This is a genomic window from Acetobacter sacchari, from assembly GCF_017377715.1.
In the GTDB taxonomy this organism is placed as follows: Bacteria; Pseudomonadota; Alphaproteobacteria; order Acetobacterales; family Acetobacteraceae; genus Acetobacter; species Acetobacter sacchari.
The window spans coordinates 37475-53322 of sequence record NZ_JAFVMF010000019.1 but is presented as its reverse complement, the minus strand read 5'-3'; the positions used below and the strand labels follow the sequence as shown (position 1 = coordinate 53322).

The window sequence follows — 15848 nt, the reverse complement described above, 5'->3', positions numbered from 1 at the left end:
GGATCGCCAGACTGAACCATCCGACCCGAACCTCCGGGTCGAAGCCATATGGAAAATCCCGTCATGGAAGCAGTCACCGAACTGGATCAGGAAGTAAGGAGCAAGGCGATGACGGGTATGAGCGATGGTTCTCTCTTCGACATGCTTGACGCGACCGTCAAACGCTCGCCCGACGTGGTTGCCATCGACTTCATGGGCAAGACCTGCACCTATCGCGAGCTTCTTGACGCAGCGGAGAGCGCCGCCACCGGGCTTTACGCACTGGGCGTGCGCAAGGGTGATCGCGTGGGGCTATGCCTGCCCAACACCCCGTACAGCGTGAAACTGTTCTTCGCTATCCAGCGTCTTGGCGCCATCGCCGTTAACATCAATCCGCTCTACGTGGAGCATGAAATCAAGCAGGTGCTCGGAACCTCCGGCGTTAAGGTGCTGGTTGTGACCGACCTTGCGCTTGTGGCGAAGAGCGCTATCGCCGCAGCCAAAGCGTCGAACGTCGAACGGATTGTCGTCTGCCCCTTCGCCGATGTGTTGCCTTGGATGAAATCGGTATTGTTCCGGGCGTTGAAGTCAAAAGAATTACTTCATCTAGCGGCGGACAAGCGATTAATTCGTTACAGTGAGTTGATTGCGGACAAACATCGCGCCCCCTTCGTGAAAATTGAAGCAGAGCGCGACGTCGCCGTGTTTCAGTTCACTGGCGGGACGACCGGCGTTCCCAAGGCTGCGATGCTGACCCACGCCAATCTCCTCTCCAACCTGAAGCAGATCGATAACCATATCGCCGCTACGGTTACCGGACAGCAGGTTATTCTGGGCGTCCTGCCGTTATTCCATGTATTCGCGTTGATGACCGTCATGCTTCTTGGTGTGGAGAGAGGCGCGACGATGGTTCTTCTGCCACGATTCGACGCAAAGACCACGCTGGACACCCTGCTTCGCACGAAGACGACCCTGCTCCCGGCCGTCCCGACGATCCTGACCGCCCTGCTGCGGGAAAAAGAAGTTAACAAGGAAAGTTTTTCGAAAATCGTCGCCGTCATATCCGGTGGCGCGCCGCTGCCAAGCGCGCTGCGGCGGCAGTTCGAGGAGATGGCGAACTGCCCCGTAATCGAAGGTTATGGTTTGAGCGAAACATCGCCGGTCCTGACCTTCAACCCTTTGAACGCTGTGCGCGACGGTTCATGCGGCACGGCTGTGCAGGGCACAGAAATCGAAATACGAGATATCGATCCTCCCCATGAGCGACTTCCCCTCGGTCAGCCCGGAGAGGTTTGCGTGCGCGGTCCGCAGGTGATGCTCGGTTACTGGGGCGTCGACAACAACCGTGAAAATCCATTCACGGAGGACGGCTTCTTCAAAACTGGCGACGTCGGCTACCTTGATCGCGACGGGTACCTGTTTCTCGTGGATCGGTTGAAGGACATCATCTTGTGCGGCGGGTACAATGTCTATCCTCACGTCATCGAGGAAGCGCTGTATCGCCATCCCGCCGTGTTGGAAACAATCGTGCTCGGGGTTCCCGATAGCTATCGCGGACAGGCGCCGAAGGCGTTCGTAACTGTCCGGGAGGGGTTCACCGTGACGGAAAAGGAACTTCTCGACCACGTATCGCAATATGTCTCCAAGATCGAGCGACCGCGCGAGATCGCTTTCCGTGATTCCTTGCCCAAGACGTTGATCGGCAAGCTTTCCAAGAAGGACCTGATCATTCAGGAGAATCTGCAGACGCAGCAATCGCAGGTCGCGGCCAGAAAAGCATCCTGACCGCCGGCGCAACCCACGGGGCAGTCTTTGCCCCCTTTCGAGTTCCTGATCAATTGGCTAGGAGGGTGCCAGGCGGCTTGATCGTTGCGTCGCTCCACATGGAACCGATCAATGCCCGACCGTCCGCTCTCAGATACGCCCACCATCACACAGGATCCGGCGGTCCATCTTCCCCTGCGGCACACACTTGCTGAAGACGTGTATGCGCTTCTGATCGGCACGTCGCTGATCGCTCTTGGCCTGCTATGCCTGCATCAGGCCGGGCTCGTTACAGGAGGCGTTGCGGGCGTAGCACTTCTGATCTCCTACGTCGCGCCGTTGTCACCGGGCGAGCTTTTTACGCTCATAAACATACCCTTTATCCTCTTCGCCATCCGCGCCATGGGCGTGGCGTTCGCCGTGAAAACGGCGATCGTCTCATGCTCGATCACGTTGATCGCATTCGGCTTCACCAAGGTCATCGGCCTCAGCTTCATTCAACCGCTGTTCGCCGCCGCATTCGGGGGCACCATGCTGGGCATGGGCGTACTGTCGCTTGCGCGCCATCAGGCCGGCGTCGGCGGAACAGGCGTCGTGACGCTTTGGCTCCAAAAAACACGCGGACTGAATGCCGGTCGATCACAACTCACACTCGATGCAATTATCCTGCTTTGCTCGTTGCTGGTTCTGCCTGTGGAGCGCGTCCTCCTCTCAGCGGTGAGCGCTGTGGCGCTCAGCGTCGTTCTGATCGCCTTTCACCGTCCCGGCCGCTACATCGGCTATTGAGCCCCCTTGCGGCGGCGGTAACTCCAATGGCATTGACTGCGTGTGAGAAGTGCCGCGCCACAAGTCCGGCAGCCGCGGGGACGTCACCGCAGACCTGACGAGTGAAGGAACGACGCCGTAATGCTCGATCGTCTTTACGCCAGAGTACGCAGCCATGCGGCTGGTCCGCAGGCGCCATTCTGGCTCGGCGTCCTTGCCTTCTCGGAGGCCAGCTTTTTCCCGCTCCCGCCGGAAACACTGCTTATCCCGATGGTAATCGCCAACCGCAGTCGGGCATGGCTGTTCGCCCTGATCGCAACTGTCGCCAGCGTCATCGGTGGGCTGCTTGGCTGGTATATCGGCGCGGTCTTGCTCGATCATGTGGCGAAACCAATCGTTCACTTCTACCACGCCGAGGCTACACTCGCCGCGTTGCAGGAGAAATTCAGACAATGGGGCGTCTGGATTATTCTTATCAAAGGCCTGACGCCAGTTCCTTACAAATTCGTTACGATTGCCAGCGGCGCCGCGCATTTCCCAATCGCACCATTTATTCTCGCCAGTCTTGTGACACGTGGCGTACGATTTTTTCTCGTCGCCGCCCTTCTTCGCCGCTATGGCGCGCCAATAGAGGCGTTCATTGAAAAGCGGCTGCCGCTTGTCGCAGGCGCGTTCGCCGCCCTCCTTGTGGGCGGAGCGCTGGCTCTGCGATATCTCTGACCGCGTCGAAGGAAGTCAACGCGAAGGCAAAACCACTTTCAGGACATGACCGATGCGCTTTGGCTTCAGGAATCTACTTCAGGCCTTCGCTTCCGCCCGGCGATCGCGAACGATCCACGTCCTGAGACTTGCGATTATCATCTCACCTGCAGCCAGCATTTCAGGATTTGCGCACGCCGACCCGATTCCACTCCCGCCTGACGCCGCAGCGATTATAGGGCGTGAAAAAATGAGCCCCATTCCCGCTGAAGGGGGATGGTATGTTCAGACGTGGCTTTCACCCGATATAATCACGGGCTCAGCACTCCCCGCGCGCTACTCGGGGCGCGCCCATCCGGCAGGAACCGCAATCGAAGTCATTGAGACAACGCGCGGGTTCTCAGCGCTGCACAAACTGCCCACCGACGAGATCTGGCATTTCTACGGGGGAATGCCACTTGAGTTTCTGCTGCTTTTCCCTGACGGGTCGATAAAGAGACCCCTGCTGGATTCAGCGCATCCGACGCTGACAGCCCCGGGCGGCGTGTGGCAAGGCTCCCGGCCTCAAGGCGACGGTCCGGCCTGGAGCTTTGCCGGCACAACGATGGCGCCGGGCTTCATCCCGGACGACTTTGAAATCGGCAGCCGCCGACATCTGGAAAGGCTGTATCCAGCAGCCAGGAACGAGATCAATCGTCTGACCAGAACAGATCGCTAAAAGGCAATCAGGAAGAGCCGTCGCCATGGAGCCGACGCCTTCTCGTTTAAAAACTGTCGTGTTTCCACAGCTATTTTATAATAATTTCAGAGGAATCTCCTCATTTCTTTTTCGAACCGACGAACATATTTCTCGTCAGGCGGAACGCAGCCAGCTCATGTAAAACTTCACAGTGACACAAAATACACCGCGTATAGACTCTCGAAGAATAATATACTTGAAATTCATTTACTGATAAAAATCGACGAAGACCTTAGCCATATCAAAAATATAGTTACGTCCGCACACCGTGCCGTTGGCTACAACCCGAACGGCCTGCGTTCAGCGAGTGCCGTTCGACAAATGCTACCGCCGCGTCGCGCGCCAACGTAGATGGCAACGGAGCGTCCGTGAAAATTATGCGGGTCAGAAGCGGAGCCACCACGGCGTCAATCACCGCCTCTACGTCGAAGTTCACTGGCTCAACGGACGCATCGCAAATCAACGCAATCGAGGGCCGCACTGCGTCAAGCAGCGGGCACGCTTTCTGCCTACCGTCCCAACCTCGCAATACGTCACGTACCATCGCTCGGCCTGGCGTGGAATCCATTTCGTCCTGATACATCTCCGCCCATGCGGGCAAATCCTCCGATAGACGCCCGCACGGTTTCACCGGGCAGTCCGTACGCAAATTGCGTCGGGCAACGTCGCTCACCAAAGTCGCGATATCGCTCCACCGACGGTAGATCGTGGAGGGCGTGACCCCTGCACGCGCCGCCACCCGGGGAACGGTCACCCCCTCTCGGCCAAGTTCATCGATCAGCGCCACCACCGCCGCATGTACTGCCTCCTGCACTCTCAGACTACGCCCCCCAGGACGCTGTCCCGACTTTAAAGGGCCACGAGTATTCTGCATTTTTCCTCTAACGCAAATTATTTGCTTTAAACGATTTATCTCGCTATCAGCTTAACGCACAATTTTTGCGTTAGCTAGGAGCACATGATGCCTCCCCCTACCCAAACCACAATCTTATGGATCTACAGCGTTATCCTGTTTCTCTTCCTGGGCGCCTCGGCAGCAATCACACCGCTCTATCCGCTGTATCATGAGCAGTGGCATGCCACACTGCCGATGCTGCAGGCAGCTTTCGCGGTTTACGCACTCACCCTGCTGCTCGCACTGCTCTGCTTCGGTTCTCTATCGGATCATCTCGGACGCCGTCCCGTCGTCTGGCTCGCAATCGCGATAGAAATCAGCGCCATGCTGCAGTTTTCGATCGCAGAAAGTATTGCCGAAGTTATCCGCGGACGCGCTCTGCAGGGCCTCGCAACAGGAATCGCGACGAGCGCGCTTAGCGCGGGATTGCAGGACGCACATCGTGAACGTGGTGGACTGATAAGCGGCATGATCCCAATGGGCTCAATGGCCGCACTGGCGCTGGGATCTGCGTTTCTCGCAAAGTTCGCGCCTCAACCACTCCATTTTGTATTTTATCTGCTGACAATGGCAATGATCGCAGCGGGCTGCATGCTCTTCATTGTTCCCGAGACCGTCTCCCGCGTACCCGGTGCGCTTGCATCTCTCTGGCCGCGCGTCCATGTCCCTCACGCCGCGCGCAAGCCGATGCTGCGGATAGCCCCCGCCAGCGTCGCCGTGTGGGCTTTGGCCGGTCTGCTGCTGTCGCTTGGTCCGACGATCGCACGTATCGCCAACCACGATAACGGCGGCGCTTTACTCGGCGGCTCCGTGGTCGCCGTCGTGATGACATCCGCTCTGGTTGCAATGGCGACGCATCTGGCTGGTTCCGGAGTCTCTCTGCTACGCCGAGGAGCCGCCGCCGTGCTTGCAGGACTGCCACTGGTGCTGGTCAGCCTGCACGTCGTCAATTTGCCTGTTTTTCTTCTGGGGTCTTCCGTAGCAGGCGCAGGGCTTGGGCTGACTGTTCAGGGCTCGTTGCGCATCATCGTGCCGCTCGCGGATTCACATGAGCGCGCAGGGCTGGCCGCAGGCTATTTCGTCATGAGCTATCTCGCTTTCAGCGTACCTGCCTTCGCCGCAGGCTTCGCAGTAACTGCCGTAGGACTGCGTGAAACGACCGATGTTTATGTCTTGGTCCTTCTGATCCTGACGACCCTCACCCTGCGCTCCTTGACCAGGCATAGGACGACCTCAACCTGCCCAGCTCCCTCACATTGATAGAGGCGAACACGTTCAAAAAAACATATCGCAACAACGCGTCATTGAGATCGCGAGGAACACAACCTCGTTGCGCGGATCGAACCATGTTCCAGACCCAGCTATCGAAATTAGTGAAGCTTTGCTTTGACCACGAAATGGCAAGTTCGCTGCGCCTGCGGATGTCCCTTGTGTGGTGAAGCCAGCGCTCGAGTTCTGTCCGCCAGAAGGGAGTGGGACATTGCCGCTTTGGCTGCGTGGATATGTGTTTTTTATCTCGCCAAGAAGCCACGCACCCCAAACTGACACGTCATCGTTCGAGTATCACCGTATCGGAGCGAAAATTTCCTAGAGTCGAAAACTCTAGGGATACGTTCGACATATGTGGTGCGCCAGTGACGCCGGTTGCTCCACCCACCTGCAGCAGACCTGTTGAGATTGCAGCAACTCTTTAATTCGGCTCAGTTGCGGCGACGAACAAGGCACGCCCATTTGCCCGCAGGACGCCAGTATCATCTACCGGCTAAATTCCAAGTGATACTTGTTTTTACGAAATTGAGAACATTAAAAGAACGAACCGTTAAATTCCCTATACATCGGAAATCAACAGATTTTCATACCGACAATCTCTAGTAGCCAGGTTCGATTTTAATTAAATAATCGTTATATATATCGAACGAAATTATAATTCTCCCCTCACAGGCCAAGATAACCGCACCCGCCAAGACACCCACATGAACATCCGATGCAGTAAGGATCCTAGTGACGCCCATAGGTCATGGCGAAAATCACTCACCGGTTCGCACCACTACCGTTAATGCCCCCAGAAATGCAGACAACTCCGCGAACGAGAGCAGAGGGAGAAAGTTACATTTAGGATTTGAACTTAGCTCAATACGATTCGGGGGCAACTCGCAGGCGATCGCACATCATCGTCCAGCCTCACGGAAGCCACTCCTTCGATCTTTCGAGGAATACATTGATCATCCAGAAGCCCTCTCTTGGTGCCCCATTTGACCACTTGATAGGTAAAAAAAATCCGAACCCTCTTACGGGTTCGGATCTGAAAACCACAAACAGATCGACTAACTCACGCAGCGACTTACGCCTACGAAAACCAGCCTCTTGCTTGAGCTGTTTTATTTACCGCGAGCAGATTTCGTACGAGTCGCACGCTTCGGCGTTTCTGCTGCAGCTGCCTTCTCGGCGGCCAGACGCGTAATACGCTTCTGGCGACGCGCCTCTTGCGTGACGCGCAGACGATCAAGCGCAGACGGCTTCGCCGCAGCTGTTTTTGAGGCTGCCTTCGCCGGGGTCTTCGGAGCCTTCAAAGCTTTCGCGACGGGCTTGGCTTTGACCTTTGTTGCCGCCACAACAGGCTTTGCGCGAGTTGCCTTTACCTTCGCCTCAGCAGCAGGAGCGGCAACGCGACCCCTCTTGGGAGCGGGCGCTTCAACCGCCACCTTAGCTGCAACGCGACGCTTCGGAGCGGGCGCGGCCTTAACTTCTGCAACCACACGCGGTTTACGAGCCGTTTTAGCAGCAGGCGCAGGCTCGGCGACTTTTGTTTTGCCGGACGCAACCTTCGCGCGGGTCTTGGACGCGGGCGCAGCTTTTTTCGTGGTGGTATTTGCAGACACAAGCTTGGACAGGGCCAAAGCCGCCTGAGCTGTATCTTTAGCTGATTTTCTTGCCATCTTCCGGTTACCTTTCAAATCGCATGATGTGCGGCAAGTTCAAAATCAACCGGCCCACGCGATACATTTCCAACGCAGCATCCATCATCGCCCGGTGCGCCTCAGCATTTTTTGGCGGCGGCGTCCCGGAAAGAACACAGAGACCACGTCTCTCTAACCGCACTCAATATAGATTTACATTCTTATTTGCAATATCAATATTCGACCTCTGAAACTCGATTTTTTCGTCGCCAACGGCATAGCCCGCGCAACCCCTCCCCGGCGCAGGAATGAAAAAATTTACCTTTATTTCTTAATAAATTTGAATATTTACATTTCGAAAAAAAATGTCACCGCCGCAAACGATGCGTCGACCGCCCTTCAGGGTTGCGTTCATTGCTGAATAATAATTTACGCCACAGCCTAAGCGAGCTCCCGCCATCGCACGACATGCACGTCCGCCCAACAACCCGAAAATCGAAAAGACTTCGTTGGCGATTTCGCGCGTTATCCGCTAAATCGTCCGTCAATAAACCGTTTCCGACAGGACAACAGCACATGAAGATTAACGGCGCCGCCTATCGAAGCGTATGGGTCGACAGCACAGACGGACGCTCAGTTCGTATTTTCGACCAGACCAAACTGCCTTTTTCGATAGTCACCCTGAAACTCGAGACGGTCGAGGCAGTCGCCCAGGCCATCGTCACCATGCAGGTGCGCGGCGCACCCCTCATCGGCGCCGTCGCCGCCTATGGGCTTGCGCTCGCGCTCAGGGTCGACGCGAGCAACGAATCTCTCGAACAGAATGCCGCCATGCTCGCGGAAACACGACCCACAGCCATCAACCTGCGCTGGGCGATCGAGCGCATGCTTGCGAAACTTCGTCCTGTTTCACCGGAGGATCGACTGGCGGTCGCCTACGCAGAGGCAGGACGCATCTGTGACGAAGACGCCGCCCAGAACGAGTCCATCGGACGGCACGGGCTGGGACTGCTGGAGGAAATCGCAAAACGGAAAGCACCCGGCGAAAAGATCAACATCCTGACCCACTGTAACGCAGGCTGGATCGCGACCGTCGACTGGGGGACCGCTCTGGCGCCTATATATATGGCGCACGACGCGGGTTATGACGTGCACGTCTGGGTCGACGAAACACGTCCCCGCAATCAGGGCGCGGCTCTGACAGCCTGGGAGCTAGCAAGCCATGGTGTGCCGCACACGGTGATCGTAGACAATGCGGGCGGACACTTCATGCAACATGGCCAGGTGGACATTGTCATTGTCGGCACCGACCGCGTCACGTCGCGCGGCGACGTCGCCAACAAGATCGGCACATATCTCAAGGCGTTGGCGGCAAAAGACAATAACGTTCCATTCTGGGTCGCGCTCCCGTCCACGACGATCGACTGGCGCGTCGCTGACGGAGTCCGCGACATTCCCATTGAGGAGCGGGGGGCGTCCGAAGTGACCACAGTGACCGGACAAACCAGCGACGGTCGCATCGAGTCAGTTCGCGTCACGCCGTCAGGCGTCAACGCCGCCAATCCAGCGTTTGACGTGACGCCGGCCCGTCTCGTGACCGGCCTCATCACCGAACGCGGCCTGTGTGCAGCGAGCGCAGATGGCCTCAACTCCCTCTTCCCGGAGCAGGAGCGTCAGTAAAAGCAGCGTCCGCGGGGGAGGATGGCCAAGTTGCATTCCGGCAACGGCCTGCGCTCCCACGCCACGACCGTTGAGCAGACCCTTTCGAAGCCAGGATCATGCCTGTAGAACCAGATTATTGGGCGTTGTGTTTCGAGAGACGAGGCCCTGAACTGGCGCGGGAGCGCACGGCGAGAGCCGGGCGGATGATGAAGCGAGATGAAGTTCACAAGACCAGTCGGCTTGACCCTTGCGCTTGGCTTGGCCGCATGCGCCAACCAATCATCAATTCGCACCGCCCCGACCCCTACGCCGGTCGCTCAGTATAGAAATGCAGCCGGGCAATTGGCGATCGATCCTCACGTGCCGGATTTCGCCACCCGAAACTTCGTGCCATTCAACAGGCAGGACGTCGCGGCGATTGCTCTGCGCGAATGGCGCCTGTTTGGTATGCCTGTCAACGACGATGACCCGTTGCAGCGTCTCGAGCCGGATCAACCCAGTCTGAAACCCGAGCGCGCGCCGGGACTTTGGCAGCGTGTCGGCGAATATTGGTGGATCGGGCAGGATCCCGACGAGACCGAGGCCTCCTGGACAGGCAAGCATGACGCCAGCGGCGCCCTCACCAACTTCGTCCACGACGGTCATTACGCATGGTCGGCGGCGTTCATCTCTTATGTAATGCGCATCGCTGGCGCCAACGACCGATTCCCTTACTCCCCGAACCACGCAACTTACATCAACGCCGCCGCCTCAGGACAATCGAGTGGGCTGCAGGCGCAAGACCCCGCGAACTACATCCCCAAGCTGGGGGATCTGCTCTGCGTCGGACGTGGCGCCAGCCGGAACGTGCGCTTCTCCAACCTTCCGACGCCAAGAGGTTTCCCCGCCCACTGCGGCTTCGTTGTCGCGACCGGGCAGAATGCTCCCCCGTTCGGGCACGAAATCAGCATCATCGGCGGCAACATCGACGACGCCGTCACCCTCACGCACGTGCCAACTGACGCAAATGGCGCGCTGACCGACTCAAGCGGCAAAAGTTACGACAGTCGTTACGACTGGTGCGCGGTTCTGCAGGTTCGATATGACGCCGACGTCGAACCCGACGCAGGCCAATAATTCGACGCGGCCCGCCCTCCGAAGCATCTCTTCGACTTTACAGTTAAAGCCCCAGAGCATTTACCGAAGTCGAAGCAGGTAAAGCGCTGCAATTTCACAGCTACAACAACTGTCGCCCCTTCTGTTCACAATAATCCATGTGGGCAATGACGTATTTTAGCTTGATATCCAGATGGCGCCTTAAATCCTGAAGGCTTTCGCCTCATGAGTGGATGGGATCATATTTTGTTACGCCCCAAGCGAGGTCCGGATTCATTACACGAAACGCAATGAGACCGAAATTGGCCGCCATCGCATGCTTGGCTTTGCAATCAACAGCGATTTACGTCGCGCCTGGCAGGCAGCAGCGTAAGGGGCGCATCACGTATAATGTACGCCGTACTGATTCATTCAGAAATACGGCATCGCATCATCACTCATGAATTCGACTACCCGTCTCACGGGCGCTCAATTCACGATGAACTGGCCGCCTCCTAACGCGGCGACCGTGAAAATGCGATATTCGTCAGACAGCGCCTGACGTCGACCTCAGTTCTGTCCCCACGGCAGGCCGGAAGCCTTCCATCCGGCGACAGCGCCACGGTGACGCTCGTTATCCAGAGGCCCTTCAAACCCGTCCGCGACATTGAACACCGGCCCGAATCCCGCTGCCGCAGCCGCGGCGGCCGCAGCAAAACTGCGCGCGCCTGACCGACAGATGAAATATAACGGTGCGCCAGGGGCAATCCCTGCATCCCGCAAGTCCTCAACAAAGTTCGCGTTCTGGCGCCCGTCAGGCAACTGCCAGCTTATCGCGAACAAGCGGCGACCAAGCGCAGCCACGTTTGGCACTCCTACAAAGTGCCATTCTGCCGGAGTGCGCACGTCGATGAGTTGCGCCTCCGGGTGGTCCTGCATGGCTTGCCACGTCGCTTCGGGGGAAATGTTGTCGATCATGGTTCGTCCCTCACTCCTCGCCCAAACACGCCCGTTGCCTGACACGACGCGGAGCGAGACGCCGCGCATGTAAGCGCGTGCAGGACGACACGCAACCTATCGCACCGAACGTCGGCACGAAACAGGCGCCCGCCTCGCAAGCGCACCTGTTCCGCATTGCGCGCAGCTGCCACCCGCGCTAGCCGGAAAGGAAGAAATCGACGAAAGGCGGCCCCCGATGACCACGGATCTCTCCTCGACCTCGCATTACGGCTGGGTCGCCCCATCACGGGACATGCTTGGATCGATCGGCGGCACGCCCCTGATCCGGCTGACTCGGGCCTCCGAAGAGACCGGGTGCGATATCTTTGGCAAGGCCGAGTTTATGAACCCCGGCGGGTCGGTGAAAGACCGGGCGGCGCTCGCCATCATTACCGACGCCGAAGCTCGTGGCGTTCTGCCTCCCGGCGGCACGATCGTCGAGGGCACGGCGGGCAACACGGGCATCGGGTTGACGCTCGTCGCCAATGCACGAGGCTACAAGAGCATCATCGTGATGCCCGAGACCCAGAGTCAGGAGAAGATCGACTTTCTGCGCATGATCGGCGCAGATCTCCGGCTTGTTCCAGCCAAACCGTTCAAGGATCCGGGCAACTACGTCCATGTCTCCCGGCGCATCGCCGAGGAAGGCGGGTATCTTTGGGCCAACCAGTTCGACAACGTCGCCAACCGGGAAGGTCACCGCCACACAACAGCGCAGGAAATATGGAGACAAACCGGCGGCCATGTGGACGCCTTCACCTGCGCCTGCGGAACCGGGGGCACCCTGGCAGGGGTCGCGCTCGGGCTCGACGACGCCGCGAAAGCCGCAGGTGTGTCCCGCCCGCAGATCGTGCTCGCCGATCCGGAAGGTTCGGGCCTGTTCGGCTGGATCAAGTCAAACGACCTGTCTGTTAGCGGCTCTTCCATAACCGAGGGAATTGGCCAGTCCCGAGTCACCGCAAACCTTGAAAATGCGCCCATCGACGACGCGGAACGGATCGGCGACCCGGAAGCGCTGGAACAGGTCTACAGTTTGCTGATCAACGAAGGGCTTTCTGTCGGCGGCTCATCGGGAATCAACGTCGCCGCGGCTATACGCGTGGCTCGGCGGCTCGGTCCGGGGCATCGGATCGTGACAATTCTGTGCGACGGCGGCGCGCGGTATCAGTCGAAGCTCTTTAACCCGGAGTTCCTGCGCGCGAAGAATCTTCCGGTTCCCTACTGGCTCGACAAATAATCGAGATCAAAAACTCCTGCGCAGGACATGCAGGTTTGTTTGCACATAGCTACATCTGCAAACAAACCGGCGCCCAAACAGTCCTGGCGACTACAATCGCCCAAGCAAAATCAGAATGACCACAATGATCAGGATCGTGCCCAGTGTGCCCGAAGGGTAGTATCCCCAGCCCGAACTGTATGGCCATGACGGAAGCGCGCCGACCAGTACGAGCAAGATCACGATAATAAGTATGGTGCCTAACATTGCAGGTATCCCGTCGGGATTTGAGTAACGGATAGCGAACGTTCTCGCCCTCCGGTGAAGCGCAAACGCTATAATGATCGCGTGGTTGCATTGCGTTGAAGATGCGATTTTCGTGTTTCTTCATTCACCAGCGGCGACAAATCAGGATGGTCCTCGGAAGGCATTCTTTCGAATCGAAATCAAATACCTAAAGACTGAAATACATCTTTTCAAAATGATAGCGCACCGCTTCTGCTATACACGAGCTTCGTCCATCACCTGTCCAGGCAAAGTTGGATCACCTAGCCAACGCAGAAATCATCGCTTTTTTGAGACCTGTGTGATTTTCAAACCGCAGTAAAGTCATCGCCACGGACATGAAAGCCGGACAACAAAGGCTGGCGTCAGAGTGGTTCTGAAACCCGCCCGCCTTGTTGATCGGACACATCCGCATCCTTTTCGGATGTCTTTAACTTTGTCTCGCCCATCAGCAGAGCAGCAAGAAGCACACAGACGAAGCCCGCCCCAGAGAGCAAAAGGAAAGCTTCCGGCAAGGAACGGTCCGCCACAAGCCCAGCAAGGGTTGTGCTGAAGCTCGCCCCCAGACCCATGGCCAACCCGAGCAATCCCATACACAGGTTGAAGTGGCCGCTCCTGCGTGTCAGATCTGCGGCGACCAACGGCAACATCACCCCGAACGCGGCAGAACTGATACCGTCGAGCATCTGGATGGGCACTACTGCCCATGGATTCGTGGTGATGCTCAATAACGCGCCGCGCAGGGGCAACGCGGCGAATGTGACGACCATGATCGGACGTCTGCCAATGGTCTCAGCCCAGCGGCCGATCCACGGCGACAGCGCCGCACCCAGCAACTGCGGCGCCAGAATACACGCTGCGATCACGAGTTCCGCAGAACGCCCGGCCTGCTGCGTCACCTGCCCTGCCGCCAGCGACAGCATGGCCGCGCTGGACAGATGAAAAAAAACGACACACAACGCGAAAGCGAACAAACCGGGCTCCCGCAGCAACTTCATCAACGACGCGCCACGTGCGCGTTGCGGCGGCTCACCTTCCGCGAGCGCCGCAACGTTCTCCGACGGAGCGATCCGGGGCTGCTCGATCATGCGGAGCGCCAGAATGCCCGGAGCAGCCATCGCGGCGCCCAGAAAGAACGTTGCCCGCGCCGACACGAAATAACCGGCCGCCCCCATCAGCCCGGCGGACAAGGCGTTGCCGACGGCAGCGAAGCTGGCGTTGCGGCCAAACCGCGCCCCGAGAGCTCCCATCGCCTTGTCGGGGTTTTTCGCGATATATGTGGCTACGACGCCAAGCGTGATCGCGCTGATCGCCGGGTTCAGCGTGCAACTGGCCAGCCCATGCAGAACCTCAGCCACCGCGACCGGAAGCCGTAAGGGCGCCAGAGCCATAATCAGACACGAAGCGATGATGGCGGCGATCGACCACGTCGCCACACGCTGCTTGTTGACGAGCGAATCCACCAGCGCGCCCGCAGGCACCTGACTGACCATTGCGGTGATCGTGCCAATACTAAGCGCAACGCCGATTTCGCCCTGCGTCCAGTGCTCGCCCGTCAGGTACACCGAGACGAAGGGCCCGAACGCCGCCTGAAGATTGGCGACGAAAAAACTGACGCCGTCCAACCCCCAGGCGCTGTTGAGAGGTAACCTCTTCAGCACGAGGCGCGCCTCTCCGAACTCCAGGAGAAGACAGACGTCGTAAAAGTGATCCTGGCGGCGTTCCAGCCCTTATCGCACACGCAGAACCTACTTCGCGTTCGCGTGCGGAGAGCCGCCGCGTCTCGTCGCGTTGTCCCGCGCGCCCTCCGAAGGCGACGGCCCGCCAGTTCCAGACGCGTCGCCGCTGGAAGAAGTTGCCGGCGTTCCTGCTGAAGGCTGCTCCGGCTGAACGACAGAAGCAGCACTCGGAGGAGCACTCGCCCCTGTTGCTGGCGGCGCAGACGTCACTGGCGCCAGCGATACATCGACAACCGGTCCCTGATGATCAGCAGCCTTTTTTGCATCTCCGTCATGACCATCCGGGGCTGACGCAGAGTCTTGCGCAGGCGCGACGCGAGGGCCGTTCACGACCTGAACCTGTTCGGCGTCAGGATTGAACTCCGGCGCGGATCTGACCGCCGAAGAGGACGCCATTGCGACGATAGCGCCTTTCGGGTCCGCGTGGTCCAGGGCGAGAAGAGACCACGCGATCGCGACACGCCGGTTTCCAACGCCCATAAAACCGCCAATATCCGCCACCACAGCCGCCACCTTGCCATCCGTTCCCACAAGAACGTCGACAATCCGGCCGAGTTGACTGTGATCGGCCCCCCTCAACTCTCTATCGATCAGCCTGCCCAGTCGAAGTTGAGCAAGCTCGACGGCAGGGGCCTGACTTCCGGCGCCGCCATTCGAAACCACCACGCTTGGCTGAGGCGGTGTATCGCGATGCTGCTCCGGGTCATCCCCAGTCGCGATGTCCCGCGCAGGTTGCGCAGCAACAGCGGAAGAGGCGCCGGGTGCAGGAGAAACTGCTGCGATCGAAGGCGCCGCGGGCAAAGGAGCCGGAGCGGGCGCAGTCGGCACTGGCGTCGCGGTGGCCGGGGACTCTGGAGCAGGCGACGTGGATCCTGACAAAGCCACATGCGCCGTAGCGCTCGGAGTGGCAGTTTCGGTCGACGCTCCCGTGCCGCTGGACGGCGTTTGCGACGTGGGTCGCTCGTCAGCGCGTGCTGCGCCGCAAGCGACGAGTTGCGCGAACCCCAGCGCGCTCCCGAGAAGCGCGGCGCGCGCGGCCGCCGTCAAAGTGTCGGACATGCGCCCGGCGTCATATTTCACGCGTGTCTCCCGCGATGCGCTTCTCATACCCAGTCAACAGCATGAACGACCCCGG

14 protein-coding genes are annotated in these 15848 nt (G+C 58.7%); 8 read left to right on the top strand and 6 right to left on the bottom strand.

Annotated features, from left to right (window positions below):
* Positions 1-63 precede the first annotated feature (63 nt).
* From J2D73_RS15890 to J2D73_RS15875, 4 genes are all read left to right on the top strand, one after another.
* Positions 64-1764 carry a long-chain-fatty-acid--CoA ligase gene (locus J2D73_RS15890; protein ID WP_207882819.1) on the top strand — a complete coding sequence of 567 codons (1701 nt, stop codon included), beginning with the start codon at positions 64-66 and terminating at the stop codon, positions 1762-1764.
* Positions 1765-1875: 111 nt separating this feature from the next.
* On the top strand, positions 1876-2529 hold the full coding sequence (locus J2D73_RS15885) for a YitT family protein (protein ID WP_207882817.1): 654 nt from the start codon (positions 1876-1878) through the stop codon (positions 2527-2529).
* A gap of 120 nt (positions 2530-2649) precedes the next feature.
* Entirely contained in the window at positions 2650-3228 is a 579-nt protein-coding gene (locus J2D73_RS15880; protein ID WP_207882815.1) for a YqaA family protein, read from the top strand.
* Between the two features lie 52 nt (positions 3229-3280).
* A complete protein-coding gene (locus J2D73_RS15875) occupies positions 3281-3925 on the top strand; it encodes a cupin domain-containing protein (RefSeq protein ID WP_279380946.1) in 645 nt (214 codons plus the stop codon).
* A 274-nt stretch (positions 3926-4199) separates the two neighbouring features.
* On the opposite strand, the gene J2D73_RS15870 is transcribed toward J2D73_RS15875, so the two are convergent.
* Positions 4200-4760, bottom strand: a complete 561-nt coding sequence (locus J2D73_RS15870) for a TetR/AcrR family transcriptional regulator (protein WP_341535107.1) — start codon at positions 4758-4760, stop codon at positions 4200-4202.
* Positions 4761-4904: 144 nt separating this feature from the next.
* Here J2D73_RS15870 and J2D73_RS15865 point away from each other — a divergent pair, with 144 nt between their 5' ends.
* Entirely contained in the window at positions 4905-6101 is a 1197-nt protein-coding gene (locus J2D73_RS15865) for an MFS transporter (protein ID WP_243430014.1), read from the top strand.
* Positions 6102-7219: 1118 nt separating this feature from the next.
* Here J2D73_RS15865 and J2D73_RS15860 read toward each other — a convergent pair.
* On the bottom strand, positions 7220-7777 hold the full coding sequence (locus J2D73_RS15860; RefSeq protein WP_207882809.1) for a hypothetical protein: 558 nt from the start codon (positions 7775-7777) through the stop codon (positions 7220-7222).
* Between the two features lie 537 nt (positions 7778-8314).
* On the opposite strand from J2D73_RS15860, the gene mtnA reads away from it, so the two are divergent.
* Both mtnA and J2D73_RS15850 read left to right on the top strand, forming a co-directional pair.
* Positions 8315-9418, top strand: coding sequence for an S-methyl-5-thioribose-1-phosphate isomerase (gene mtnA / locus J2D73_RS15855; RefSeq protein WP_207882807.1), 1104 nt, complete (start codon positions 8315-8317; stop codon positions 9416-9418).
* Between the two features lie 198 nt (positions 9419-9616).
* The gene (locus J2D73_RS15850) at positions 9617-10516 is read left to right on the top strand and encodes a DUF2272 domain-containing protein (RefSeq protein WP_207882805.1); all 900 of its coding nucleotides are present in this window, start codon (positions 9617-9619) and stop codon (positions 10514-10516) included.
* Between the two features lie 528 nt (positions 10517-11044).
* Here J2D73_RS15850 and J2D73_RS15845 read toward each other — a convergent pair.
* Complete coding sequence (locus tag J2D73_RS15845) at positions 11045-11452, bottom strand: rhodanese-like domain-containing protein (protein ID WP_207882803.1); 408 nt, start codon at positions 11450-11452, stop codon at positions 11045-11047.
* Between the two features lie 217 nt (positions 11453-11669).
* On the opposite strand from J2D73_RS15845, the gene J2D73_RS15840 reads away from it, so the two are divergent.
* Positions 11670-12710: a cysteine synthase A gene (locus J2D73_RS15840; protein ID WP_207882801.1), complete on the top strand. Its 1041-nt coding sequence runs from the start codon at positions 11670-11672 to the stop codon at positions 12708-12710.
* Positions 12711-12800: 90 nt separating this feature from the next.
* Here J2D73_RS15840 and J2D73_RS15835 read toward each other — a convergent pair whose 3' ends face one another.
* From J2D73_RS15835 to J2D73_RS15825, 3 genes are all read right to left on the bottom strand, one after another.
* The gene (locus J2D73_RS15835; protein ID WP_084440765.1) at positions 12801-12956 is read right to left on the bottom strand and encodes a DUF3309 family protein; all 156 of its coding nucleotides are present in this window, start codon (positions 12954-12956) and stop codon (positions 12801-12803) included.
* Positions 12957-13339: 383 nt separating this feature from the next.
* Positions 13340-14635, bottom strand: coding sequence for an MFS transporter (locus J2D73_RS15830; protein WP_341535106.1), 1296 nt, complete (start codon positions 14633-14635; stop codon positions 13340-13342).
* A gap of 87 nt (positions 14636-14722) precedes the next feature.
* Positions 14723-15793: a PRC-barrel domain-containing protein gene (locus tag J2D73_RS15825; RefSeq protein WP_207882799.1), complete on the bottom strand. Its 1071-nt coding sequence runs from the start codon at positions 15791-15793 to the stop codon at positions 14723-14725.
* Positions 15794-15848 lie beyond the last annotated feature (55 nt).